Raw genomic sequence first — 24,678 nt, forward strand, 5'->3', positions numbered from 1 at the left:
TGGCCTTAATCCTTCTGATATTATAGCAAAAATCAAAAAGAAAGACCGCTTTTAGTCCGGGTCAAATTCAAAGAGTTCCTGATAAAAAGCAATCAAATCTTCTTGACCATCCTTTAGAATTCGTACCTGGCGACGAACGGGTCCCAATTCCTTAGGGCTCATGTTCAAGAGGCAGAGACTGATTGGATGGCTTTGTAGGGCAATCAAAATTTCTTTTAACTGGCCCTGGTTATCCACGGCCTGACTATCGGGAATCATGACCACCGCCGGCAGTGCCGTGGTTTGCTGCCAGAGGGTTTTCATGTAGCCAGAGTCAACAATCATAATCATGTTGCTTTGGTCATGATACTGGCGCTTTAACTTCGCTAGCGGCGCCGTAATGTCCTGGGCGACGACGTTGTAGTCATCGCCATAGGTCCGCTTAATGCTTTGGTAAGCAGTTTGAATGCCGCTTCGGTCGGGCTGTAAAATCAAAATCTTTTGCTGACCAGCAGCTAGCAAGGCCGTCAAATGCTCCATAAAATCATAGCGTTCTGGCTGGATAACATTAACCGCGGGTTGGACCAAAGGCACCGCCGACTTTTGCATCGAATACTCTTCGGGCGCCATAGTCAGGAAGTGGCCAAGCGACTGAGGAAGGTAATCGGCCATAATAACGAGGCGCTGCAGCTTTTCGATAAAGGCTTTTTGATAGATGGCCTTTAAATCCAGGCTGATTTTGTAGCGCACTTGACCATCGTCACCTTCAATTGGACTAATCGGCCGCAAGTACTCGGGGTTCTTTTGACAGAACTTAATCTTTTCCAAAATCTTTTCGGCTTCTTGAGGGCCAAAATTGCTGCTGGCACCGGAACTTTGCAAATGCTTTTGCAGGGTCAACAAAGCTTGTAAAAAGGCCTTGGTTTGGCCAACCAATTCGGCAGGTTTACCGATTAATTTAAGTAAACCGTCCCTGGCACTAAGCAAGTTGCGGTAGTGCTTTTTGATTTGGCCAGTCTGTCGCTTACTGTAGCGGACCTCTTTGTTGAGCAAATCCCGATAATCTTCAGGAAAATTGTTCAAATCTAATTCGATATTAAAGGCGCTTTCCATTTGCCGGAAGAAATTAATGGGACGTTCCAGAACTACAAGGGGCCATTTCTTGAGCTGGCGCTTGTTGAGCAAACTATCGCTCAACTGCCAGTAACCTTGATCGGACATCATAATGACATCGGCCTGCAAGGCCTTTTGCCAGGCGGCTTGGAAGTAGCGGCTGTTTTGACTACCTCGAATGGTTCGCCAAGCGGCAACTCGGGCGATTCCAACTGGAATTTCGCGCAAATTACCCGTCTGTGTGTGGTTTAACCAGACCAACAAACGCGCCTGCCAGATGTGGCCGCCATTTTGACGGGCTTCCTTCAAACTGTTTTTAAACTTGGCGAAATCCAGATAATTTTCCGGCAAGTCAAGCAAGGCCCAGCTAAGCTGGCCGCCTATGGTTTGATTCAACCAATTTAAAAGGGTCACTTGCTGGTGCATCAAGCCCCAATCATCCGTCAACAGTAAACTGGGCCAGGCTGCCTTTTGATAGTACAAAGGGAGCAAATAGGCTAAAGTCTTCCCCATTTTAGGCTGACTAGCAATTTGCAAAATCCCCGGCTTAGGCTTAGAAACGAAATTATAGATTTGATTCATCAAGTGATTTTGCTGGGGACGCTTCTCAAATTCCTGCCCCAACTGCGTCGCTTTTTGGCTCAACTTCATCGGATAATTATTGTTAAAGGAATGCGTCGACTTAATTTCATCTTGGTCAGGTTTCTTTTCCGGCAAAACCGTGCTGTGCATGGCCATCTTTAAGAAATCCTGGCTCTGCCTTAGCAGACCCCAGTCAATGCTTTCTAGTTGAGTTTGGACTTTTTTAGGCAGTGCTGCGGCTCGTTGCCACAACTCAAGCAAAAGTAAGGCAGTGGCTTGGGCATCGGCGTTGGCACGGTGAGCATTGTTTAGAGGAAGCTTCAAATAATTGGTTAAGTCCGTCAAACGGTAACCGGGTGCTTGTGGTAGAAGGATTTGAGCTAGTTGGACAGTGTCAATGGCAACCAGGTCCAAAGGTGGGAAGCCGAGTCGCTTCATTTCTTCGTTTAAATAGGGATAGTCAAAATTGACATTGTGTGCGACGAAGATTTGTCCTTCTAATAGGGAACGCAGAACGGACACGAGTTCCTCAAAGTAAGGGGCATTGCGAACGTCCTTAGGTCGAATGTGGGTCAATTGTTGAATTTGACGGTCAATGTTTTGTCCCGGATTGACGAAAGAATCGAAGTGTTCGACAATCTTGCGATTTTTAATAAAGGTCATGCCGATTTGAATGATCCGGCCACCCTTGGCCACGCTGGGGCCTGTGGTTTCAAGGTCGACCACCACAAAAGAATCCTTGGCTTGCATGCTTTCCTCCTCTCTTTTAATCTTGGTCATATCTTAGCTTTTTAAAATACCATTGTTTTGAAATCTGAACGTATCAAGGTCATTTTACACTAAATACCGCGATGCGGTACAATGAGTAAAGTTATTGGAGCGAATTATGTTAAAAGAAGCAAGTGGCGTGGGGCAAGCTCACGCAAAGGCGATTCTGATTGGTGATCATGCCGTGGTTTATCAACAGCCAGCAGTCGCCATTCCCCTTTTAAATATGACCATTAAGGCCACCTTACGCCCCACTTACGATGGGCAGAGCCTGAATATGTCAAGTTTCAATGGGACTTTATCCGAAATTGGAGCCGACCTAGAAGGTATTCGGCAATTAATTCTAAAACTTCTTGAAGACTTTAAGATGATGGATCAACCCTTTAACCTGTCGATTGAATCCAACATTCCTCAGGAACGTGGTTTTGGTGCTTCAGCAGCACTGGCAACGGCCATTACCAAGGCTTTTTTCGACTATCAAAAGGTTGATTTGCCGGTTGAAAAATTAGGTTTCTACACCAGCATTTCCGAAAACATTTCACACGGTTCCCCGTCCGGCATTGATGCGGCAACGGTCCGGTCAAACGACCCGGTTTGGTTTGAAAATCACCAAATGGAAACCTTTAAAATGAACCTTTCGGCCACTCTAGTCCTTGCCGACACGGGTGTTCGCGGGCAAACCGTGCGTGCCATCGGGATTGTCAAAGAACTGCTTGAAACCAATCCCAAAGCAGCTTGGGATTCCATTCACCACCTGGGTCAAATCGCCTTTGAAGTTCGTTCCGCCCTCTATCATAACGAACCCAAACAACTGGGACGGCTCTTTACCATGGCCCACCACGAACTCCAGTCCCTCAACGTTTCCCACCCAAAGTTGGATAACTTAGTCAACGCTGCCCTACACAATGGTGCCCTTGGCGCAAAGTTGACGGGTTCAGGGATTGGCGGAGCCATGTTTGCGCTGGCCAAAGACAATAACGATGCCATTCAAATCGCTTCTGCCCTTTATAAAGCGGGCGCACAAAACACTTGGATACAACCACTATGACCAAAGCTACTGCAACAGCACATACCAATATCGCCTTGATTAAGTACTGGGGAAAAAAGAATGTGGAACTCAACTTACCCACAACTTCTTCCCTTTCCCTGACCTTGGACAAGTTTTACACAACAACGACGGTCTCCCCGGCCGATTACGGCGAAGATCAGTTCATCTTGAATCAAAATCAGACCGATGGCCAAAGGGTGCATCGCTTTTTGGATTTTTTACGGTCTGAACTAGGCGATTTTGATCCTGTTAAGGTGGATTCTTTAAACGCAGTTCCCACGAGTGCTGGTTTGGCATCGTCGGCTTCCGCCTTTGCTGCTTTGACCGGAGCGGTGGCAAAGTATCTCGATAAGGATTTACCGCTAGAAGAGCTGTCTCGCCTTGCCCGCCGCGGTTCCGGTTCGGCCACCCGCTCCTTTTTCCCAGGCTTTGCTCTTTGGCAAGCTGGCGACAGCGACGCAACCTCTTACGCCTACGCGCTGGATACGCCTCAAATTCCAATTGCCCTCATCGTGGCAGAAGTTTCCGGCCTACATAAAAAAGTTTCATCCAGTGATGGCATGCAACGCGCCATGACTTCACCCGATTATCCCAACTGGGTAAAAGAATCGGGTCAACAAATTGAAGCGATGCAAAAGGCACTACAAGCCAGCGATTTGGAGCAGGTCGGCGCCCTTGCCGAAGCCAATGCGTTAGCCATGCATGCCTTGAATCTATCGGCGCGCGACCGCCGCTTTACCTACTACACGCAGCAAACCCTAGACATCATTAAATTTGTCCAGGATTTGCGCCACAAGGGCTTTTTGGCTTACGTCACGCTAGATGCTGGTCCCAATGTCAAAATCATTACCAGCCAAGACCAAGCCGTTGATATTTCGAGTCAGCTTCAAGAAGCCTTTCCTAGCGTAAAATTGGCAACTGCCTTGCCAGGACCAGGAATTGCCTATGAATAAGCTGGAAATCGACATTCCGGGCAAGCTCTTTTTGGCCGGTGAATATGCCGTGACCAAGGCCGGTAACCAAGCCTTGCTAGCGGCCGTGCAAAAGGGATTGAAGTTAAGTCTCATTCCCAAGGAAGGCGATCAATCACGAATTAAGTCAGGCAAACTTCCCGACTTAATCTTTGATTTTCAACAAGAAATCACGGTTGAGACCACATCGCCCTGGTCCTACGTCCATTCAGCTTTGAAAACTCTGCAAAGCTACATCGGACAAGGCAGCTATCCTAGTTTTGATTTAAAAATTGAAAGTCAAATGGTGTCTCCACAGGGAAAACTTGGTTTGGGATCCTCGGCAGCCGTATCCGTTGCCATTATCAAAGCCCTTAACCAATTTTGGCAGCTGAAGCTACCCGTCCTTACCCAATATAAATTGGCTGCCATCGCCCACTACCGGATCCAAGGAAGTGGTTCTTTAGGTGACGTGGCCGCCATCACCTACGGTGGCATAATTCACTATCACAGCCCCGCTATTGCGGAACTGGAAGAAAAAAGGCTCTCCGTCCCAGATTTAATCCAAATGGACTGGCCCGACTTGTCCATTAAACCCTTGCACTGGCCAGCTAACTGGCAGTTAATTTTAGCCGCCACCCATCAACCCGCTGACACCAAGACTGCCCTAGCCGGCCTCATCTTACCGGCTAGCTTCTATCAAAAGAGTAACCACTGCGTTGAGGCAGCAAGTCTTGCCTTTCAAAATCAGGACTACGACAAAGCCCGGCAGGCACTGACTGCCAATCAAGAACTACTAATTGCAGCTTTGCCCGCTCCATATCTGTCAGAACGCCTCGCTTCCTTCTGGGAGACAATTCAAGGCCAGCACTTGGCAGGCAAAGTTTCTGGTGCCGGTTTTGGTGATAATGGCTATTACCTTACGAGGAGCCAGGAAAAGGTTGATTCACAACTTAAGATATGCGGTTTGACCTGCACGCAACTCCCCATTGCTCCGGCAACAAATCTCTAGGAAAACTTATGACCTCACAGCAATCACAGCGAAAAAAAGAACACCTTTCTTTAGCGACCAAGGCCTGGAAAGATCATACGAATCCTGAGATTGGGGCTCGTTTTGACCGGGTACGGTGGTTGCCCAATACGCTGCCAGAACTTGCGCTTGACCAAGTTGATACCAGCACCGAATTGGCTGGCATTAAGCAAAACTGGCCTTTTTACATCGAAGCAATGACGGGTGGCTCCGACATGAGTTTCAAGGTCAATCAACAATTAGCTCAGGTTGCTAAGAAAACTGATTTAGCCATGGCCGTCGGTTCTCAGTCCTTGGCCCTAAAGGATCCGTCTGTCGCTGATTCGTTTAAAATTGTCCGGAAAGAAAATCCGGACGGCATCTTGCTCGCCAATTTAGGTGCTGACCACCCCATTGAAAACGTGCGCGCTGCCGTTGATATGATTGAGGCCAATGCCATCGAACTGCATGTCAATGTGGCCCAAGAACTCGCCATGGCTGAGGGCGATCGGGGATTTTACTGGCTAGATAATTTAGCGACGATTATTGCTAAAAGCCCCGTCCCCGTGATCATCAAAGAGGTTGGTTTTGGGATGTCAGTGGATTCGATTAAAAAAATTGCGCAGTTAGAACCAGCAGCCATTAATTTAGGTGGCGCAAACGGGACTAATTTTGCTCAAATTGAACAGAGCCGAGATCGTCAAGATGAAAATCCCCTCGACCTCTCCTTTTACGGGCTGTCAACAGTCGAAAGCTTGCTAGCTGCCCAAGTCGCTGATGTCCAGGTACCGGTCATTGCCACAGGCGGTCTAAAAAGCCCGCGTGATGTCGTAACGACCCTCATGTTGGGTGCACAGACTAGCTCTTCCGCCGGCTTCTTCCTCAGTCAAATCATGGCTGGTGGACCAGATCAATTAGAAGCCACAATCCGAGAATGGCAAGCTGCCCTACCCAAGCTCATGCTCCTGCTTGGCAAAAAGCGAGTAGCTGACCTGAAGAGCGCCCCTCACATCTTTGATTTGGAATTACAAAACTACATCCAACAAATTAAAAAAACGTCCTAAGGACGTTTTTTTAATTGGCTTTTTTATTATGATAACGCGACAAAATCAAACCAAGGGCAAAACCAATAATGGCGGGTAAGACCCAGCCAAAGCCAACACTAGCGCCAGGAAGTAGCTCTTGGTAAAGCCCGGGATGCAAGTGACCAGCTTGATCGAGATAGCCCACCAAATGCCCGATCGACTTGGCAAAGGGTGCCCGCACCAAGCCGTCCAAGATTGCTGGAAAAAGCGTGAAGAACATGGTCGTTTGGTACAAAATCTTATCTCGTCCTAGCCAGGGCGCTAAGAGTCCCAAAATCGTCAGGACAATCGCCAAGGGATAAAGGAAAATCAAGAAGGGCATCGTCCAAGCAATAATGTTGTCCAAGCCAAGATTGGCAACCAAAAAGGCCAAGATCACGGTGAAGGCTAACCAAACCTTATAAGAGACTTTTGGAAAAATCTTGTGAAAATCCTGAGCGAAAGAGGAAGTCAAGCCCATGGCCGAAGTGAAGACGGCTAGAAAAGCCGTCACCGCCAGAAAGGCCTGGCCAAAACTGCCCAAATAATAAGTCACAATTTGGGTCAAGCCCTGTGCCCCGTTATCCGATACAGTCAACTTTCCAAGCGAAGTAGCGCCTAAAAGAATCAAGCCTAAGTAAAAGAGCGCTAAGCCTAGCATGGCAAAAGTCCCGGTTTTAGCAATAATCTTTCCGGTTGTTTGACTGCCATGAAAACCCATGGCATTGATTGCTTGCACAATTGAAATCCCAAAGATTAGGGAAGAAAAAATATCAACGGTGTTGTAACCCTCCAAAAAGGCCGCAGTAAAGGCATGTCTTTGGTACTCTGCCGAGGCCACATGCTCCAGGCTACCCATTGGATGCAAAATTCCCAGTATGAAGATAAAGGCCAACAGGACGATAAAAATCGGGTTCAAATACTTACCGATGATGACCGTCAGCGATTGTTTTTGCACGCCGACCCAGTAGAGCAAGCCAAAGTAGAGGACGAAAAAAACGACTTGGCTAACGCCTTGAATGCCCTGCGGTAACCAGTTAGCAAAGGAAAGCGAGTAGACAATTGAGGCTGCACGAGGCGTGGCCACCAGCGGGCCCATCGTGACGTGAACGGCAATCAAAAAGAAGATGGCCAATCCCCCACCAAGGGGCTTAACCAAGTCAAAAATACTTTCAGACTTCGAGGTTGAAAAGGCAATCAAGGCCAGCAAAGGCACCATAGTGGCTGAAAGTACAAAGCCAATCGTGGCCGGTAGCCAGTGGCCAGCTGCAAGTTGTCCGAGATGAACGGGAAAGATTAAGTTTCCGGCACCAAAAAACATACCGAAAATCAAAGATACTAAAAGTAAGGTCTGTTTCCAGCTTAACTTTTTGGTCATGAGGGCTCCTAAAGCTTATAATTACATCCTTAAAAGTGGTCAAAGATGCTAAAATGAAAAGAAAATCACTTAAACATTCTAGCGGAAATACCAGGCTTTGAAAAGGAAAAATTAAAAAGCGGGCCAGCTAGATTCGAGGGAGAAAGATGTCATTTCAGAATGCAGACCTTATTTTTCTGGGCACGGGTCAGGGTGAACTGGACCAAAGTATCGTCGAGAGTACAGCAGGAAGCAAAAAGTTAAATTACAGTCACGTTGCCATCGTCAAAGTGGACGCGGACGGCCAAGTAACCATCATTGAGGCCAGCCCCAAGGGTGGCGTTCAAGCAACTGACTGGGAAAATTATCGCCAAAATCGTCAAGAAGCAATTTCCCTCTACCGCTTTAAAGAGCCCGTTGCGCGACCCGAGGCAGTGATTGCTAAAGCCGAAGCAAAACTGGGCAAACCCTATAACAAGTCATTCTATCCGGATGATCCCGGTTATTACTGCTCAGAGTTGGTATTGGAGGCTTTTGCAGGTCAAAAAGATTTCAAGACCATCCCCATGCGATTTGGTCCTAGGGGCACTGTTTTGCCCAGCTGGCAGACCTACTTTGATAAATTAGGCAAGTCCGTTCCAAACGGTGTCGCCGGTTCTAATCCCAATAACCTAATTGAACAGGGCTTGTTAGAGTTTGTCGAACAAGTCCAATAAAAAAACGCCTAAACGGCGTTTTTTTATTTTAGTCTTTGACAATGTGATCGATTTGCTTCAATTCTTCGTCAGTAAAGTCTTGGTGTTCAACATACTTCAAGTTGTCCACCAAATGATCAGCATTGCTTGAGCCAACCACGACAGAGGCAACACGCTGATCTTGCAAGAGCCAAGCCAGTGACATTTGAGTCAAAGTTTGACCACGGTCATCGGCCATCTTCTTCAAGGCGTTCAACTTTTCAACGACCTTAGCCGTTCCGTCCTTAAAGATGAACTGGTTGGTCTTGTGGGCTGGGAAGTCTTCCGGAATACCGTTCAGGTAACGGTCCGTCAACAAACCTTCGGCCAAGGGACCGTAAGCGAAGAGACCAGCGTGGTGCTTGTCCAAGATGTCAAGCATGCCCGAATCCTTTACGCCAGGATTCAACATGTTATAAGAAACCTGGTTTCCAATAAAGGGGGTGCCCAATTCATCAAAGATTTTAGCAATCGCTTCGGTTTGTTCAGCAGTGTAGTTTGAAACCCCGATATAAAGTGCTTTTCCTTGCTTAACCATCAAGTCCAAAGCACGAGCCGTTTCTTCCAAACGGGTGTTAGGATCCCAACGGTGAGCGTAAAAAATATCAACGTAATCAAGTCCCATGCGCTCCAAGGACAAATCCAAGGCGTTCATCAAGGTCTTCTTACCAGAAAACTGACCCAAAGGTCCTGGCCACATGTGGTAACCGGCCTTGGTCGTGATGACCAATTCATTACGGTAAGGCTTCAAGTCACGACGATAGACTTGACCAAAGGTTTCTTCGGCAGTGCCGTTGCTTGGGCCGTAATTCGAAGCATTATCAAAAGAGAAAATTCCTTCATCAAAAGCCTTCAACATCACCTTACGCGAGTTTTCCAAAGGCATTTGGTCACCCAAATTACGCCACAAACCAAAGGAAAGTGATGGCACAATTAAGCCAGAATCACTTACTCGGCGGTAAGGAAGCTTCTCGTAACGATTTTCATCTGCTGCATATACCATGTTCAATCCTCCAAATATTCAATAATCTTTGCTGCAATGGCTTGGTGTTCACTGACGTTAGGATGGCGGCCCTCAGGCATGATGCCCCACTCGCTGCTGTCTAATATTTCAAAGCAGTCAAAGCGGGCGACTTCTTCTTTGAAAACATCCACGAAAGCACCATTCAAGGGCGTAACCAACACCATTCGGGCTTGGTGGAAACGCTTAATCAGTTCGAGCAAGTAAACCCGCAGACCAAACGCAAATTCCTGACGACTAGCCCCATAATTGGCATCATTAAGGCCGTAATTGACGATTACCAAATCCGTTTGAGGACGAGGTCGCATCAAGTCCGGTCCAACCTGCCAGAGAGCTTGAATGGCGGTCGGCTCCTGGAAAGGTGCACGCACCGTCAGTCCTGTCCCACCATAAGCAATCCGAGCCAAGGGACGTTGAAAATGCTTGGCAACTATGGCAGGAAATGACAAGTCCGGACGGTGCTGCCGTCCTTCCATCAATTCGCCGGCTGTAATCGAATCCCCCACGAAAGTCCAGTAGGCACCATCCAAAATTGGCGCAGTGACTTCGGTATCAGTCGAAAAATCTGTAAGAACCACACCCTGGCGCCAAAAATCAACCTGCCCCGTTGCCCACTGCTGCAAGATTAATTGCTGATCATGGTCACCTGCTGGTAATTTAACCGTTAAATCATGCCCTTCAAGGCCTAAATCAGCAACTTTTTTCCCATCCATGTACCAAGCAAAAGAAAGATCAGGATGTTCTTCTAAAAAGGAAAAATGAACCTGACCTGCCCCGCTGCTTTCAAAGTGTAAACGGGCACCATACTGGCTCGTAATGTAGCCATCGTCAGTCAGCCCCCATTCGGGCGAGACAATCGCTTTTAATTCTTCCATCGCTGTCATTATTTTAGCGCTTCCGGATTATCTGGACTAAGCAAAACCTTAGCCATGCTCTTTTGATCAATAACTTGACGCAAGGCATCGGCAAAGGTTGAACCAACTGAGAGTTCAACCAATTTGTCAAAATGCTTTTCGGCAGGTACTTCAATGGTGTTGGTGACAATGACCTTGTCTGCCGGACTATTTTGCAAATCTTCGACGGCATTGTCGGACAAAACGGCGTGGGTCGCCATCAATTCAACCTTTTTGGCACCAGCGGCGGCAACCGCTTCGGCCGCGTCGACCATGGTCCGACCAGTATCAATCATGTCATCCAAGACGATGGCAAACTTGCCCTTCACGTCCCCAGTAATTTGGTAAGGTTCGCCGTGCAAAACCAAGTCCGTCCGGTGGTCAACAAGGGCCCACTGCGCATCCAAAACTTTGGCAAAACGCTGAACCATCTTTAGACTGTTGGGATTGGGGGCTACGACCACGACGTCATCACCGGTAATCCCACGTTCATAGTAGTAATGAGTCTGAACGGGCATCGCGAGCAAGTGGTCAACTGGAATATCAAAGAAACCTTGGACCTGACTAGTATGAAGGTCCATGGTCATGGTGCGCTTAACACCTTGACTTTCCAGCATGTCGGCAATCAAGCGGGCCACGATTGGTTCACGAGAACGCGCCTTGCGGTCCGAACGGGCGTAACCAAAGTAAGGCATGATGACGTTAATTGACTTGGCTGAAGTACGCCGGGCCGCATCGATAAAAATCATCAACTTGACGAAGTTATCGTTAACGGGATCCGAAATACTTTGAATCACGTAAACATCAATTCCACGGACGGAATCGGCAATACGTTCATAAATTTCGTTGTCAGCGAAGCGCTGTTCTTCGATGGTACCCAGCGGTACGTTTAATTTTTCAGAAATTTCCCCGGCTAATTGACGGTTCGAACCTAGATCAAAAAGTCGGAATTCAGGATTACTAGTCATTTCTACTCCATATATCAGCAAAGGGCATCATTAGCTTCTTTTATTATAACAATTACAGGCCTTTATGCCATAAAATCCTCGGGAGAAATTCCGTCCATGCCAATCATGGGATTGGCCATGGCCTCGTCCAAATTATTAAGGGTTAATTCATGGCTTAAAGCCGGCCTTGGCAGGCTTTCTGCCGTCTTTGAAAGTACTTGCGAATCGGCGGTCGGAACCGGTTTTTCAGCCTTAATTTCTTGCTTGACTGCCGCTTTTTTCGCTGTCTTTTTAGCTGGCCCCAAGTCGCCTTCCAAACGTTCAACCAAAGAGGTTTGTCGGACTGGAATGGCTTGTTCAGCAGCTCGTTGAAAGGCCGAATACTGCCCCACCAAAACCAGCGCCTCTTTTGCACGAGTAATGGCGGTATAAAGCAAATTGCGATTTAGCATGGGGGCGAACTGGTCGGTCAAAACGACAATCACCAGTGGAAATTCATTGCCCTGCGCCTTGTGAATCGTGGTGGCGTAGGCCAAGGTCAACTGCTTCAAGGTTTTCTTGGGATAGTCCAATTCCTTACCGTCAAAATCCACCACCAAACCATCTTCGGCGATGCCTCGGTCATTTTTGGAATGAATGGCAATCACTTCGCCCATGTCGCCGTTGTAAATTTCACGTTCCGAATCGTTTTCCAGCTGTAGAACTTTATCGCCAACCCGGAAAGTTATCGAACCATATTCTAGGGCTCGTTTGCCATCCTTCAGGGGATTAAAAAGTTCCTGCAACTCCAGGTTCAAAGCGTTGACTCCGGCTGAAGATTTATACATCGGCGTCAAGACTTGCACTTGATTCTGGTTAAAGCCCTTCTTTACCGCTGCCGCCACAACCTGCCGAACGGCATTAGCAGTTTGACTGGGTTCAACCAAAAAGGTCGAGCGGTCGTTTTGATTTTCTTGGAAATCACCAGGAAGGTGTCCGGCCTTAATCTCGGCCGCCAGGCGGTTAATGCTGGAACCGCGCCCCTGGCGGTATATCGTTGAGAGAGCAACGTGGTCAATCACATCGGAATGAATCAAATCGGCCAAAACATTGCCGGGTCCAACCGATGGTAATTGGTCCTGGTCGCCCACCAAAATTAGATGGATGTAAGGTGGCAAAGCGTCCAAAAGCTTAGCCGCCAACTCAATGTCTAGCATGGAGGCCTCATCGATAATGAGAAGGCCCCCGCCAATTGGGTTTTCGGCGTTAAATTCCGCTTCCCCTGTATCCGTAATTCCCAGTAAGCGGTGAATCGTAGTCGCCTCATAGCCGGTAATTTCAGTCATTCGTTTGGCCGCACGGCCGGTCGGCGAGGCTAAACGAACCCGTTGTTCCTTTAGCCAATCACCGCCAAAACCGTCCTGCTGAGCGATTTCATCAATGATTCTTTCCCAAGAAGCCACGATACTTTTGATAATCGTCGTTTTTCCAGTACCCGGTCCACCGGTCAAAACAAAGACTTTCGAGGCTAACCCTGCCTTAACGGCTGACTCCTGGTGTTCATCCAACTTAATTTTTTGACCCGAAAGGTAATTGGCTTCAATCCGGTTATGGCTGAGAGTAAAGGCGGCCTGGCTACGGATAATCTCTCGTAACTTGCTGGCTGCCAGTTCTTCGGCGCGGTAAAGATTACGTGGATAGTAGTGGCTGTCTTCTAAAACAACGGCCCCCTGCCCAATCAAGTTCGAAAGGGCTTCATTAAAATGTTCTGGGCTAAACTGATAATCCGTCAATGACCGAGCAACTGCCGGATAAAGCTGTTCCTCCGTCAAATAGGTATTCCCCGAGCGGAAGGTTAAATTCATCAAAGTCGCGTAGAGGGCCGCCTCAATTCGACGCGGATCATCCCGCTTGAAGCCTGCTTTTAAGGCGAGCTGGTCGACCTTGCGAAAGGCAAAACCATCGAATTCAAACACCAGACGGTAAGGCTCCTTCGTCAAAATTTCTTCGGCTTCTTGGCCGTACTGGTCATACAGTCGGCCGGCCAAATCAGCACCGATGCCATACTGGCTACCAATTTGAAAAAGCCGCTCCAAGCCTAAATTACGTTTTAACGTTTCCACCAAGGAACGGGCTAAATCTGACTTAACAATCCCGGCCAAAAGCGTCGGATCATCTAAAATCAAATGGACCGCATCAACGCCTAGTGCGTCCACAATCTTGCTTGCCGTTTTCCGACCAATCCCCTTAAACTGTCCCGACGCAAAATAGTTAATCAAGCCATTTTCATCGGGTGGCAAATCAATTTCGTAGCTTTCGGCCTTGAATTGCTTACCGTAGCGTGGGTGGGTCACCAAACTGCCATAAAAAGTATAACCGGAACCCTCCTGCACATCGGCAAAGGTCCCGGTCACAATCATTTCAGGTTCAGACCAATCGGCAAGCGAGGTGTCATCAACCGCAATCGATAAAATTTTAAAATAAGAATCACTGGCCTTGAAAATAATATTTTGTAAGGTACCAGTCACCTGCTCCAATTCTTGGTCTTGTCCGCTCATGAACTTCCTCGATTAAATCGTCGTTGTTGCATCCTGCTTTTTGTTCAAATAAGAAGTTACGTTCCAATCTTTAACCTGATAATTTTGGCCATCCTTGGTCGTCAAAATTGTGGTGGAGGTATTACTCAAACCACCTCGTTGGCGAATTTCAGTTCGCGGCGTCTGCAAAAGGGCATTTAAGCCAAAAGCTAAAATCAAACCATGGGCCACAACCAAAATATTACCGTCAGGATAGGCCTGACTCGTTTCTTTAGCAAAGCGCTGGAAACGTGCTGCCGCTAAGGTGTAGCCTTCGCCGTCAAAGCCCTCGCCTTCGAAGTCTTCCAAATGGTTTCGGTACTGGTCGTATTCCTTGGGATAGTCCTTTTCAACCTGGGCAATCGACTCCCCCTCCCACTTACCAAGACCTACTTCAAGTAAGTTAGAACGCAAGGAAAAAGGCTTATTTTGGTCCAGGTCGTTAACAATCGTTTCCGCCGTTCGACGAGCACGGGGTAAAGGCGAAGCAAAAAAGTGATCAAAGTTCACGTCTTGCAAATACTTGGCCACGCTGTGCATGTCATCGTAACTGGCTGGCAAAAGGGGTGAGTCGCCAAAACCGCCCTGAAAGCGGCGTTCCAAATTCCATTCCGTTTGTCCGTGACGGACGAAGTAAAAAGTCGTCATTACTGTACCTTTTCGAGAACCTGACGTTGGATGAGCTCATCCAAGAAGTAGTGATAAAGTTCGTTCATTTCAGCCGCATTCGGGTTGGCGTTAATATCCACTCGGGCGGTATCGCCTGCTGAAACCGTGCTCATTTTAAAGCCAGACAAATCCTTGCTAACCGTAATCTTTAGCTTAATGGACTGGTCCAAAAGCTTGTCGGGTTCCAAGGCGCGGTGCAAAACAAAGGCCCCCGCATTGTTCTTCAAAAAGCCCAAATCCAACAACGCAAACTGCTTAATATTGGGGTTCAACCGGTAAGTGGCATCCCCGGGCATCGTTACTTCTTTTGCAAAAGCCATGTCTAACTTCCTCCGTTAATCAATTACTATTATTATATCAAAAAAGCCCCCACTTTGAGGGTCGCTCCTTAGACCTGCCGGTACCAGGCCAACAAAACTGGCTTAAGCCGCCAGACAATGATAAAGGCCAAGATTTGCCAGCGTCTTCTGGCAGCTGCCGGAATAATAGCTTCTCGATAAGCCTTCAAAAAATCCTGGCGGTAAGCCCGATTGAGCTGTCGGTCTTCCTTATGACGCCAAGTCAAAACAATCAAAGGCAAAAGCAAATCCAGCTGGCGCAGTTGCGCCCAACCGTCTAAGTGCTTATCCTCCATCCCTGCAACCGTTTGGGCCATGGCCTGCACAGCAGCCAGGCCATTTTGGTAATCCGCTAGGGCGGCAGCATTAACCCGGGAAGTTGGATGCTGGACGTAATCGTAGTGACACTCCGGCAAAAAAATAGTTTCCTTTGCCCGCGTCAACAAGCGCAACATCAATTCTTCGTCCTCTAAAAAGGACAAATTCGGATTAAATTCCAAATCACGCCATAGGCTCCGCCGGCTGATATAAGATACTACGAAGGCGCCGCTTTCTTGTCTTAAAATATTGCCCATCGCTTCTTTAACATTAAACTTACCCGGCAAATTTTGCTTAAAACCAAGTACTTCCCCGACCGGATTGACCAAACGAAGATTAAAGAAGGCCAGGTCGGTTTTATTGGCCACGATGGCATGATGGTAGGCAGCCACAAAATCAGGGCTCAGACGGTCATCCGAGTCTCCAAAAATCAGGAAATCCCCCTGCGCCTCTTTTAAACCAGCATTGCGGGCAGCTGAGACACCCTGGTTACTTTGCTGAATTAAGTGAACTCGACCCGGCTTGCCTTTACGCTGGGCTTCCCATTGGGTCAAAATTGCCCAAGATTCATCGCTGGAACCATCATCAATCAACAGCCATTCAAAATTACAGGCAGTCTGCGAATCAATGTCACGTAGAAAATCCTTTAGATATTTAGCGGCATTATATACCGGCGTGATGACTGAAACGAGTTCCTTTGTCATGCTTTATCCTTTTGTACGAGAAAACGCAAACCCTTCGGATAGAAGTTTTTCAACTGGCCGGCCGAATATTTCGCCCAGCCGACGCCGTTACCATTGGCCGTCATCAAAACCCAGCCCTTTTGCAAGTCGCTGTCAGTTTGAATCACATCACCGTGGACATAACGCGCCCAGTCATTTTCGTCCAAAGCATAGGACTGAGACACTTGGCTAGGATGCAAAGCCAGGGCCAAAGCTTGATCGGGTTCGAAGCGTTTTTTCTTGAAAGTTCCCAACGCTAGACCGGCCCGCAAGATTTTGAACTTGGTCAAATCAGGCGTCCCTGCAGGCACCAAGAAAAGATGATCGCCAAAGAGGGTCAAACGGTCTGCCGGGCATGTTAATCCTGGGCAGGTCGCCGCTAAAAATTCCTTCAACAAGACTTTTTGTTCTGCTGGCAAGTTGGCCGGCTTAAAGGCCTTAATCTGGGCGGCTTCGCCCCCTTCTTCCTGACGCTTTTTCAAGCGAGCGACAAAGTGTCCCTCCCCAGGCAAATCCTGAGGCCAAAGACGAGCGGTGCCGGACATATCAATAGTTGAGTTTGACCAAGCGGAGCGGCCGTCTTGAATACCGGAATCGGCGGGCTTTTCAATCGGATCGATTTCAAATTCGGGGTAATTTTCCAAAAGCCAAGCAACCATTTGCTCGTCTTCTTCCGGCGCAAAGGTACAAGTCGAATAAACCAAAGTCCCACCAGGTTTTAACATCTTAACGGTTTCCGTTAAAATTTCACGCTGGCGACTAGCACATTCAGCCGGATAATCTTCCGACCAGTACTGCATGGCCGCGGGATCCTTACGAAACATTCCTTCTCCCGAACAAGGCGCATCCAACAAAATTTTATCGAAGAATTCCGGCAAACGCTTTGCTAATTGATCGGGGCTCTGCGAAGAAACAACAGCGTTTTCAACACCCCAGCGTTCTACGTTCTCGCTAAGGATTTTGGCGCGGTTCATGAAAATTTCATTGGTCCACAAGAGGCCCTTTTGTTGCATAAAGGAAGCCAAATGGGTGGTTTTCCCACCGGGGGCAGCAGCCAGATCCAAGACAGTTTCACCGGGTTGAGGCGCCAAGACCTCGCCAACAAATTGCGCCGATGGTTCTTGTGAATATACCAAACCCGTCACGTGGTCAACACTGTGGCCAGCAACGCCACCCAGGTAGCCCCACTTTCCATAGGGCAACTGTCCTTGGGCGTTAGTATCACTGAGCTTTTCTTGTTCCTTTAAGGGATTAATTCGAAAGGCGCGGTGGGCTGGCAAATCATAACTAGCAAAAAAAGCCGGCGCTTCATCGCCCAGCAAACGCGTATACTTTGTCACAAAATCTTCGGGTAAATTCATCAGGCATCATTCCTAAAATTAACTAAACGCCACCAAGGCATTTTTAAGAGGGTCAAAACAAGTAGATAGGCTGCTGTTTCAAGCAGCACCGTGGTCGGTACAGCCAGCCAAATGCTGTGCAAATGATCCAGCAAAAAGTGGCCAAGAAGGTAGGCCACAGCACCGGCAAGTAGCATGGTAAAAAAGCGGTGAAAGAGCTGGTAAACCGGCATAAAAGCGGCCATGATTTTCAAGAGGTAAATCATCACCACCAATTCGGAAATCAAGGTGGCTAAAACGGCCCCGCTAGCTCCCCTGTGCGCAATCAAAAAGGAATTGGCCAGAATGTTAACCGCTGCTCCTAAAATCGTGGCGATGGTGTAATGCTGCGATTTTTCGTAGGGAATCAAATACTGGGTAATAATGGCCGAAGACCAGCAAATCAAGAGAATTACCGGACTCTCCACCACAATTAACTGCCCGACTTCAGCAAACTGCTGGCCCAAAAAGACTGGAATAACAGTAGGTGCCAAAGAAGCCATCCCGGCTACCAGCAAAACCCCCAGGCAGTTCATGAATTCAAAGGAAGTCACCATGTAGCCGCGAACTTCATCATGGGCTTTTTGCGCGGCGGCATGGGCAATTCGAGGCATCAAGACGGTCGATAGCGAGGTCACAATCGTCAAGGCCAAGCGAACAATGCTATCCGCCGATGAAAAGTAAGCCACGGCCTTTAACGAAGACAGCTCACCCAGCATAGTCTTGTTGACCACAAGGTAAATTTGAGTAGCAACCTGGGGTACGAAAAGCACTAAGGCCGGCCAAAGATGCTGCCAGGCGTGTAAGCCGCGGTGGGCCTGCCAATCCAGCTGCCCCTTCAAAAATGGTAGCAGGGACAGGTTTCCAAAAAAGGTCGAACCCGCCACAATCAAGGTGTAAATCAAAACATCCCCACTGTGATGGACCAAAGTAAAGATCAAAAATAGTGACAGTAGCTTGACGGCGATGTTTCGAATCGTAATCCGCTTGAAGTCTTCCAGCCCCATAAAAAACCAAGAAACATCGAAACCAACGGCTAAAATGTTAACGGCCTGCGCCAGCAAAATGATTTCATACTGCCGGTAAAAAATCAGGAAAATGGCAAAAGCCGCCACAACAGCCAAGGTCACCCAAATTTTTAGACGAGCAATTTCAAAAAATATTCGCGAGCGCTGGACTTCATCATCACGGTGCTGGGCGATTTTTTTCGTCCCATAAAGGGAAAGACCCAAATTAGCAGCCAGCACAAAGTAAGAAATGGTGGCGTTGGTAAAGGAATAAACACCATAACTTTGGGCACCCAGAACACGGGTTATGTAGGGCAAAGTTACCAGCGGCACAATGATGGCCAGGAGCTGATAGGTTGTGTTGTAAAGATAATTCTTAAAAATTTTCATCTTAGTGTTTAACGTGACCTAAATACCAAAGGACGCTTGCTTGAAAGAACTTAATCTTGGACAGTTTAACAAAGATTGCCGCTAACAGATAGCGCCGATTAAAAGGGCGCCAAAAGGCCCGGTATAGTTGGTGCTGATTCAAATCATGGGTAAAGGCCTCGATGGCCTCACGGTTGGCCAGCAAATAGGCCTTTTGCAGAAGCAAAAAACCAGAGCCCGCTGCCCCGTGAAAAGCAATGGTCCGTCGTTGTGCTAGCATTTTATCCTGGTGGGCCAGCAGGTTCGAGCGTAGCAGGCGCCAGGAAAGCAACTGCTCATGAATTTGATTGGCCGCTTGCTGCTCATGCATGGTCAAAGCACCTGGACGTTCCCGCCGGTATTCATAACCGATCAAATCAAGCTTCTGCCAAGTTTGGGCCAAGGCCACCAAAACCGGAATCATCGCCGTATCCTCGTTGGCAATCTGACTGGGAAAGCACAAGCCGGTTGCCAACCAAAATTCGCGCCGATAGGCCTTATTCCAGCACATATCACCAGAGCTTGTTAAAGCATGGTCATAATTGCTTTTTTCAAGAAAAACGCGCTGCCCGTCCTCAAGCCGGTAAGATTCATAATCGAAAACGAGCAGGTCCAAGGGCTTCGCAGCCCCTTCGATTGCTTGGTTGAGCTTAGCAAGCAAAGTAGTCTTGTAGGAATCATCGGGATCCAAAAAGAGTAAATAGTCCCCCTGCGCCGCCGCAATGCCACGATTACGGGTCGCGGCCACGCCTTGATTTTTCTGGCTAATGACCTTGATGCGGGCATCCTGCTCCGCAATATTTTGGACATAGGCCAAAGAATCGTCAGTCGAGCCATCGTCGACTAAGATCATTTCCCAATCTTGAAAATCCTGTCCTAAGACTGACTGGATTGCAGTCCCAACATAATCGGCGACATTGTATAGCGGTGTAATGATTGAAAATTTAGGCATTACTGACCCTCCCGAATACTCTGGTGCAGAGACAAATACGAGACATAGCGCGACGACGCGCCATCATCAAAGTGCGTGGCAAAGCGGAACATGCCGTAAAAACAGACCAGAACAAAGGCTGTATATACCAGTAAACGCTTCGTCAAATCACTTTTACGGGTGACCAGATCAATCACGACGGCATAGGTGAAAAGAAAGTAGAAGCCGTCGCGGACCATAATCGAGGAATTGGCAAATATCGAATAAAGCGGTAGCAAAATCAAGAAAAGCTTGACGGCCAGTAACTGCCTTGGCCCGGCCTCCTCGACTCGTTGCCAATTAGCCAACAAAAGGCCATCAACCAATAAAAATTCAGCCAAATGAAAGAGTGAAGAAACCAGACTGGAATCACCATAGCCGGGTCCGTTCGCCGCATCGCCGAATTTTTCAGCTCCCGTACCACCGAGGAAGGATCCGACAAAGGACATGTACTGCAAAATGTTGATGTGGGCCAAAGTAACGACGTAAGACAGTGCAAAGATAATCGTAAAAATCAAAACTCCCTTACGAGTCAAGCGGACATGATTAATGAAGTAGACCGGTATCAAAATCACTGCCGAAAAATGAACCATGGCGGCAAAAATCACAATTGGGAAATAAAGACACCAGCGTTTTTTCAAGAGGGCTTGTAGCGCCCAGAGAAAGATGGCAACCGCAATCGACTGGCGCATGTAGATAAAGGAAACGTCCAAAAAGTACTTGTAGAAAACAAGTACCGCCAAAAGGCCCATATTCGTCAGATAAGGTTTAACCGTGAAGTAAATGGATAACCAGAAAAAAGCTGCCACAATCAAGGTGAAGCCATAAAAATTAAAACCTAAGGACTTAATCACGGCATTTAAAATCAAAAAGCCGGTATCGTTTCCAAAGAGGCCGTTTTGCTGTATCTGCCCCCAAACATCCAGATTCGCTAAATCCGGGGTCTGCTGGAAAAAATAAAGATAGTTTTCGTAATCATAACCACCCAAATGATAACGAGTTCCGGAAACGATAACCAAGGCGGCAAAAATCCCAAAAATAAAGAAGTTGTTCAAGCTCTTATTCCCAAAAATGCCCGTAAAAAAGAGGCCCAGCGTCGCCAATAAAAATAGACTGAGATAGATTGCCATCGAACTTCCTTTCTAAGATTTTATGTATTATGTCGGCGCCAGCGCCAAGCTAAAATGGCTGCCGGAAGGCCTAGCATTAGTCGCCAGCCCAGGCTAAGCACTTTCCTCTGACGCTCGTCTTTAGCGACAAAATGTTGATAAGTTAGGGCAGCCAGGGCAGCTTTCAACCGTGTTTGGAGTGGGAAAACTGCCGCCACCATGTCGGCATAATAAGTAACCATAGCCCGCGGTGCTTTCAACCGGTTAGCCCGTCCTTGGTCCGACAAGCCACCGGCCTGATAGCCCCCGACGACCAGGACACCCTGGTAATCCGCCGTCAAATAGTGACGGGCGATTTGATTCCAGAGCCAGCCTTCCGGGAAGAAACGCTCGCCCGGATAATCTGGAAAGGGAAACTGTTTCAGTGCTTGCGTGAGGACCGTTTCGGCAAAATCACCACCGATACGCTGTTTCACCCGATAATCAAGTTCGCTGCCGCGATAGGCCTTTTGTGGGAAATGACCCAGTAAATCCCCTGCAGCGTCAGCCTGCTCAAAAACAACCGTCCCGTAGCGCTGATAATCACCCAGGGCTTCCCAAGCAGCCTTAACGCGTGCCACGCCATCAGCGACCAAAGTGTCATCCGAATCAACAATAATCGTGACCTCGCCGCTAATCCACTGTGTGGCTGCGTTCATGCCTCGAAATTTCCCACCGTTTTTTTGTAAATGATAGTCCAGTTCGAAGTGCGGATTTTCCGCCTTAAAGGCCTCCGCCACCGCCTGGGTATCGTCTTTGGAGCCATCATCAACGATTAGCCACTGAAAGTCCTGGTCGTTTTGGGCCTGTAGCGAAGCAAAAAGCCGCTGCAGTTCATGAGCACGGTTATATGTGACGGTTAAAACGGTAACATTCATCAATCTTCCTCGTACAATTTAGTAAGTCGACCGACAAAATCCGACACCCGGTTGACTTCCTGACCACGCTTCGCGGCCGCCTCAGCCTTTTGGTGCCGGTAGGCTTCATTGGTCAACAGCCGCTCAATTTCATCCCGTAATGCAGCGACATCATTGCTGGCCAAACCAACTTGCTTGTTAACCAAATCGGTTAGGCCCCCCACCGCCGTGCTAACGACTGGATCACCAAGCAATTCGGCTTCCAAAGCCACAAGCCCAAAGCCTTCGACTCGGGAGGTTAAGACCATTATTTTAGCGGCTTTCATGTAAGGATAGGGATTGTCGTGGTATCCGAGTAATTCAATCTGTTGATTTAGTCCCAAAGTTTGGATTTGCTGACGAATATCCCCTTCCAAAGGGCCATCCCCCACAATGCGGACTGTCCATGCCGAATAGCGATGCAAAAGTGGTGCAATCATTTCCAAGAAAAAGTCGTAACCCTTTTGGGGAACCAAGCGGCCAACTAAAATGATGTCCACCGGATCCGCCTCGAAAGCAGCAACCTTTTCTGCTAATATTTCCGGGTTCACGATGTTGGGCAGCACCTGGGCTTTTTTAGCTAGCGCTTTTTTAAAATAGTACTCGTCAATAACGGCCTGAGAAACAACCAGAACCTGGTCGAAGGCTGGTAAGGCCCAACGGTACAGGATGGATAAGGGACTTAACTTCGTCATCCGGGCATCGTTACTATGTAAGTGGGAAATGATATGACCGCCATAAGCGTGAATCCGACGGCGATTAAGTGCTGCTGCAATTGATGCTGTAAAATCATGTGCTTGGACAATATCAGGCTGGTAACGGTCAATGACAGCGCCCAGCGACTTAACCGACAGATCCTCGATGGTTAAATGTTCCACACCATACTTGGCCAAAACAGCATTAATGCGACCATCCGGCGAAACGTAAACATGCTTGGCATCCTTGACTAGCAGGGCAATATTTAACACCACATTTTCCGCACCCGAATAATTGCCTGTATTCAAAAAATGAAACACTGTTTTCATCTCAGTCCTCCATTTCCTTTAAAATCTCCGCCAAGCGTTGCTTGATAGCGGGATAATCAAATTGCTGGGCGGCTTTTTGAGCAGCCACACCCAAATTGCGATCGTCGTGCAAGTAGGTCAAAATTGCGGCCTGTAATTGCTCCAAATCATTATCGGCAAAACCATAACCCGTCACGCCATCTTCCACGTAATCCTGAATGCCACGGACTTGGGCATAAATCAGGGGTAAACCGGCGGCCATTGCCTCCATGCCTGCCACCATCAAGCCTTCAAAGCGTGAAGGGAAAACAGCAGCATCGGCGACATGGTACAAGTCGGCCACATCACTGCGATAACCGAGCAAGCGCACCCGCTCTTGCAAACCATGTTCCACAATATATTCCTGCAGTTCTGCTTTCAAAGGGCCTAAGCCAACAATCCAGTAGGACCAGTCCTTTTCGGGCAACTTAGCCATCGCTTCCAAGACCAAACGATGATTCTTGCGGGCCGACAACTCCCCGACTGAAATCAACAAACGTTGGTTGTCCACAAGGCCCAAATCCTTGCGAATTTTCGTCCGCTTCGCGGCCGAAATCCCTGCAGCAAAACGTTGGTAATCAATGCCAACCCCATTAATTCTTTCAACGCTTTGAGCATGGAAACGTTGCCGTGCTAAATCTTCATCCTCTTGATTAATAGTGACTAATACCTTGGTCCAGCGAGACAGGAACTTTTCAATTGGATAGTACAAGACCCAACTTTTCCAACCAGCGCCCTTATAAAATTGGAAACCATGGGCATAATAAAGAACCGGAATCCGGCGTTGATGCGCAAGAATCCGGCTTAAAACGGAGGCTAAAGAAGCCTGTGTATATACAAAGGACCAATCGTCCTTCATAATTTTTTTCAAACTTTGGTAAGCTCGCCAGTTACCCGCAATTGATCCGGCTCCACGAGGAAAATCAACGCCGTAAACCGACACCTTCAAGCTAGCCAACTTTTCCTTCAACTGCTCTGCTGCCGCAGTTGTAATGGTCCCCGGTTCCTTGAAATTAGCCGCCACCGCTACTTGATAACCTTGTGACTGCAAAATTTCAATCGTGGGCATGGTAAATTGTTGAATCATCGAAGCCGTCGACGAAACGATTAATACTTTTTTAACCACGACAACCTTCTCTCTTACTGAAAAATACCGTCCGACTGTAAGACTTTAACAATCGTTTGCAAAAGAATATCAAAATCCATCCGCAGCGAAACGTTACGGGCATATTCGGCATCATAAGAAGCCTTCTTAATGTCGGAAATCGCGTTACGACCATGAATCTGAGCCCAACCGGTAATGCCAGGTCGCACCTTGTCGGCCCCCATTTCCCGGCGCAAATCCAAAACTTCCTTGTCAACGATGGCAAGGGGCCGTGGCCCCACGAAGGACATGTCGCCCTTGATGACATTTAGCAGCTGAGGCAATTCGTCAATGGAAGTTTTGCGCATAAAGTAGCCGAAAGGCGTGATATAACTACGGATATCCGCGATGTCGTGGTTGGCCATCATGGGCGTGCCCACCCGCATCGAGCGGAATTTATAAACCATAAAAGGCTTGGAATCCAAGCCGAACCGTTCTTGCTTGAAAAGAACTGGGCCCGGTGAAGAAAGTTTAACCATCAAGGCCACGCCTAATAGCGGAATGGCCGCAAAAATCAGCGTAAGCAGCGCCACCGAAAAGTCAATGGCACGCTTAAAGTACTTCTTGTACATGTCTTGACCTCCCCGACTGAAGTCTTTTTTGGCTAATGTATCCA

Annotated in this window: 22 protein-coding genes; 5 read left to right on the forward strand and 17 right to left on the reverse strand. The window is 47.9% G+C overall.

The features are described 5' to 3' along the window. Positions 1 to 51: 51 nt before the first annotated feature. Positions 52 to 2,424 (reverse strand): exonuclease domain-containing protein, encoded by a 2,373-nt coding sequence (locus ABSY64_RS03155; RefSeq protein ID WP_349641614.1) that lies wholly within the window; start codon positions 2,422 to 2,424, stop codon positions 52 to 54. 136 nt (positions 2,425 to 2,560) lie between these two features. On the opposite strand from ABSY64_RS03155, the gene mvk reads away from it, so the two are divergent. The 4 genes from mvk to fni are packed head-to-tail and all read left to right on the forward strand — an operon-like array spanning position 2,561 to position 6,513. Further along, entirely contained in the window at positions 2,561 to 3,490 is a 930-nt protein-coding gene (gene mvk, locus ABSY64_RS03160) for a mevalonate kinase (RefSeq protein WP_349641615.1), read from the forward strand. Beyond that, positions 3,487 to 4,443 (forward strand): diphosphomevalonate decarboxylase, encoded by a 957-nt coding sequence (mvaD, locus tag ABSY64_RS03165; RefSeq protein ID WP_349641616.1) that lies wholly within the window; start codon positions 3,487 to 3,489, stop codon positions 4,441 to 4,443. Before mvk ends, mvaD begins: the two co-directional genes overlap by 4 nt. After that, a complete protein-coding gene (locus ABSY64_RS03170; protein WP_349641617.1) occupies positions 4,436 to 5,452 on the forward strand; it encodes a phosphomevalonate kinase in 1,017 nt (338 codons plus the stop codon). The genes mvaD and ABSY64_RS03170 overlap by 8 nt, the downstream gene beginning before the upstream one ends. An 8-nt stretch (positions 5,453 to 5,460) precedes the next feature. Next, entirely contained in the window at positions 5,461 to 6,513 is a 1,053-nt protein-coding gene (fni, locus tag ABSY64_RS03175; protein WP_349641618.1) for a type 2 isopentenyl-diphosphate Delta-isomerase, read from the forward strand. A gap of 10 nt (positions 6,514 to 6,523) precedes the next feature. Here the strand turns inward: fni and brnQ are convergent, their stop codons facing one another. Further along, positions 6,524 to 7,891, reverse strand: coding sequence for a branched-chain amino acid transport system II carrier protein (brnQ, locus tag ABSY64_RS03180; protein WP_349641619.1), 1,368 nt, complete (start codon positions 7,889 to 7,891; stop codon positions 6,524 to 6,526). A gap of 146 nt (positions 7,892 to 8,037) precedes the next feature. Here brnQ and ABSY64_RS03185 point away from each other — a divergent pair, with 146 nt between their 5' ends. Next, positions 8,038 to 8,586: a YiiX/YebB-like N1pC/P60 family cysteine hydrolase gene (locus ABSY64_RS03185; protein WP_349641620.1), complete on the forward strand. Its 549-nt coding sequence runs from the start codon at positions 8,038 to 8,040 to the stop codon at positions 8,584 to 8,586. A gap of 28 nt (positions 8,587 to 8,614) precedes the next feature. Here the strand turns inward: ABSY64_RS03185 and ABSY64_RS03190 are convergent, their stop codons facing one another. The 15 genes from ABSY64_RS03190 to ABSY64_RS03260 form a co-directional block, all read right to left on the reverse strand. Then, positions 8,615 to 9,607, reverse strand: coding sequence for an aldo/keto reductase (locus tag ABSY64_RS03190; RefSeq protein WP_349641621.1), 993 nt, complete (start codon positions 9,605 to 9,607; stop codon positions 8,615 to 8,617). A 2-nt stretch (positions 9,608 to 9,609) separates the two neighbouring features. Further along, positions 9,610 to 10,509, reverse strand: coding sequence for a GDSL-type esterase/lipase family protein (locus ABSY64_RS03195; protein WP_349641622.1), 900 nt, complete (start codon positions 10,507 to 10,509; stop codon positions 9,610 to 9,612). Continuing rightward, positions 10,509 to 11,486, reverse strand: a complete 978-nt coding sequence (locus tag ABSY64_RS03200; RefSeq protein ID WP_349641623.1) for a ribose-phosphate diphosphokinase — start codon at positions 11,484 to 11,486, stop codon at positions 10,509 to 10,511. The genes ABSY64_RS03195 and ABSY64_RS03200 overlap by 1 nt, the downstream gene beginning before the upstream one ends. A 62-nt stretch (positions 11,487 to 11,548) precedes the next feature. After that, positions 11,549 to 14,002, reverse strand: a complete 2,454-nt coding sequence (recD2, locus tag ABSY64_RS03205; protein ID WP_349641624.1) for an SF1B family DNA helicase RecD2 — start codon at positions 14,000 to 14,002, stop codon at positions 11,549 to 11,551. Between the two features lie 12 nt (positions 14,003 to 14,014). Beyond that, positions 14,015 to 14,668: a histidine phosphatase family protein gene (locus ABSY64_RS03210; protein WP_349641625.1), complete on the reverse strand. Its 654-nt coding sequence runs from the start codon at positions 14,666 to 14,668 to the stop codon at positions 14,015 to 14,017. After that, a complete protein-coding gene (locus ABSY64_RS03215; protein WP_349641626.1) occupies positions 14,668 to 15,009 on the reverse strand; it encodes a cysteine desulfurase in 342 nt (113 codons plus the stop codon). The genes ABSY64_RS03210 and ABSY64_RS03215 overlap by 1 nt, the downstream gene beginning before the upstream one ends. Before the next feature lie 68 nt (positions 15,010 to 15,077). Then, positions 15,078 to 16,049, reverse strand: coding sequence for a glycosyltransferase family 2 protein (locus tag ABSY64_RS03220; protein WP_349641627.1), 972 nt, complete (start codon positions 16,047 to 16,049; stop codon positions 15,078 to 15,080). Then, positions 16,046 to 17,428 (reverse strand): RsmB/NOP family class I SAM-dependent RNA methyltransferase, encoded by a 1,383-nt coding sequence (locus ABSY64_RS03225; RefSeq protein ID WP_349641628.1) that lies wholly within the window; start codon positions 17,426 to 17,428, stop codon positions 16,046 to 16,048. Before ABSY64_RS03225 ends, ABSY64_RS03220 begins: the two co-directional genes overlap by 4 nt. Further along, positions 17,428 to 18,843 (reverse strand): flippase, encoded by a 1,416-nt coding sequence (locus ABSY64_RS03230; RefSeq protein ID WP_349641629.1) that lies wholly within the window; start codon positions 18,841 to 18,843, stop codon positions 17,428 to 17,430. The genes ABSY64_RS03225 and ABSY64_RS03230 overlap by 1 nt, the downstream gene beginning before the upstream one ends. A 1-nt stretch (position 18,844) precedes the next feature. Next, the gene (locus tag ABSY64_RS03235) at positions 18,845 to 19,813 is read right to left on the reverse strand and encodes a glycosyltransferase family 2 protein (protein ID WP_349641630.1); all 969 of its coding nucleotides are present in this window, start codon (positions 19,811 to 19,813) and stop codon (positions 18,845 to 18,847) included. After that, positions 19,813 to 20,961 carry an EpsG family protein gene (locus tag ABSY64_RS03240; RefSeq protein ID WP_349641631.1) on the reverse strand — a complete coding sequence of 383 codons (1,149 nt, stop codon included), beginning with the start codon at positions 20,959 to 20,961 and terminating at the stop codon, positions 19,813 to 19,815. The genes ABSY64_RS03235 and ABSY64_RS03240 overlap by 1 nt, the downstream gene beginning before the upstream one ends. Positions 20,962 to 20,981: 20 nt before the next feature. After that, on the reverse strand, positions 20,982 to 21,857 hold the full coding sequence (locus ABSY64_RS03245) for a glycosyltransferase family 2 protein (protein ID WP_349641632.1): 876 nt from the start codon (positions 21,855 to 21,857) through the stop codon (positions 20,982 to 20,984). Further along, on the reverse strand, positions 21,857 to 22,900 hold the full coding sequence (locus tag ABSY64_RS03250) for a glycosyltransferase (RefSeq protein WP_349641633.1): 1,044 nt from the start codon (positions 22,898 to 22,900) through the stop codon (positions 21,857 to 21,859). The genes ABSY64_RS03245 and ABSY64_RS03250 overlap by 1 nt, the downstream gene beginning before the upstream one ends. A gap of 1 nt (position 22,901) precedes the next feature. Beyond that, the gene (locus ABSY64_RS03255; protein ID WP_349641634.1) at positions 22,902 to 24,044 is read right to left on the reverse strand and encodes a glycosyltransferase; all 1,143 of its coding nucleotides are present in this window, start codon (positions 24,042 to 24,044) and stop codon (positions 22,902 to 22,904) included. Between the two features lie 14 nt (positions 24,045 to 24,058). Next, on the reverse strand, positions 24,059 to 24,634 hold the full coding sequence (locus tag ABSY64_RS03260; protein WP_349641635.1) for a sugar transferase: 576 nt from the start codon (positions 24,632 to 24,634) through the stop codon (positions 24,059 to 24,061). Positions 24,635 to 24,678: the final 44 nt, after the last annotated feature.

This window comes from Eupransor demetentiae (genome assembly GCF_963930865.1).
Taxonomy (GTDB): domain Bacteria; phylum Bacillota; class Bacilli; order Lactobacillales; family Lactobacillaceae; genus Eupransor; species Eupransor demetentiae.

Excerpts from the sequence above, each read along its gene's own strand:
- ABSY64_RS03155 (WP_349641614.1), bottom strand. The coding sequence starts at position 2,424 with ATGCAAGCCAAGGATTCTTTTGTGGTGGTCGACCTTGAAACCACAGGC.
- mvk (WP_349641615.1), top strand. The coding sequence starts at position 2,561 with ATGTTAAAAGAAGCAAGTGGCGTGGGGCAAGCTCACGCAAAGGCGATT.
- mvaD (WP_349641616.1), top strand. The coding sequence starts at position 3,487 with ATGACCAAAGCTACTGCAACAGCACATACCAATATCGCCTTGATTAAG.
- ABSY64_RS03170 (WP_349641617.1), top strand. The coding sequence starts at position 4,436 with ATGAATAAGCTGGAAATCGACATTCCGGGCAAGCTCTTTTTGGCCGGT.
- fni (WP_349641618.1), top strand. The coding sequence starts at position 5,461 with ATGACCTCACAGCAATCACAGCGAAAAAAAGAACACCTTTCTTTAGCG.
- brnQ (WP_349641619.1), bottom strand. The coding sequence starts at position 7,891 with ATGACCAAAAAGTTAAGCTGGAAACAGACCTTACTTTTAGTATCTTTG.
- ABSY64_RS03185 (WP_349641620.1), top strand. The coding sequence starts at position 8,038 with ATGTCATTTCAGAATGCAGACCTTATTTTTCTGGGCACGGGTCAGGGT.
- ABSY64_RS03190 (WP_349641621.1), bottom strand. The coding sequence starts at position 9,607 with ATGGTATATGCAGCAGATGAAAATCGTTACGAGAAGCTTCCTTACCGC.
- ABSY64_RS03195 (WP_349641622.1), bottom strand. The coding sequence starts at position 10,509 with ATGACAGCGATGGAAGAATTAAAAGCGATTGTCTCGCCCGAATGGGGG.
- ABSY64_RS03200 (WP_349641623.1), bottom strand. The coding sequence starts at position 11,486 with ATGACTAGTAATCCTGAATTCCGACTTTTTGATCTAGGTTCGAACCGT.
- recD2 (WP_349641624.1), bottom strand. The coding sequence starts at position 14,002 with ATGAGCGGACAAGACCAAGAATTGGAGCAGGTGACTGGTACCTTACAA.
- ABSY64_RS03210 (WP_349641625.1), bottom strand. The coding sequence starts at position 14,668 with ATGACGACTTTTTACTTCGTCCGTCACGGACAAACGGAATGGAATTTG.
- ABSY64_RS03215 (WP_349641626.1), bottom strand. The coding sequence starts at position 15,009 with ATGGCTTTTGCAAAAGAAGTAACGATGCCCGGGGATGCCACTTACCGG.
- ABSY64_RS03220 (WP_349641627.1), bottom strand. The coding sequence starts at position 16,049 with ATGACAAAGGAACTCGTTTCAGTCATCACGCCGGTATATAATGCCGCT.
- ABSY64_RS03225 (WP_349641628.1), bottom strand. The coding sequence starts at position 17,428 with ATGAATTTACCCGAAGATTTTGTGACAAAGTATACGCGTTTGCTGGGC.
- ABSY64_RS03230 (WP_349641629.1), bottom strand. The coding sequence starts at position 18,843 with ATGAAAATTTTTAAGAATTATCTTTACAACACAACCTATCAGCTCCTG.
- ABSY64_RS03235 (WP_349641630.1), bottom strand. The coding sequence starts at position 19,813 with ATGCCTAAATTTTCAATCATTACACCGCTATACAATGTCGCCGATTAT.
- ABSY64_RS03240 (WP_349641631.1), bottom strand. The coding sequence starts at position 20,961 with ATGGCAATCTATCTCAGTCTATTTTTATTGGCGACGCTGGGCCTCTTT.
- ABSY64_RS03245 (WP_349641632.1), bottom strand. The coding sequence starts at position 21,857 with ATGAATGTTACCGTTTTAACCGTCACATATAACCGTGCTCATGAACTG.
- ABSY64_RS03250 (WP_349641633.1), bottom strand. The coding sequence starts at position 22,900 with ATGAAAACAGTGTTTCATTTTTTGAATACAGGCAATTATTCGGGTGCG.
- ABSY64_RS03260 (WP_349641635.1), bottom strand. The coding sequence starts at position 24,634 with ATGTACAAGAAGTACTTTAAGCGTGCCATTGACTTTTCGGTGGCGCTG.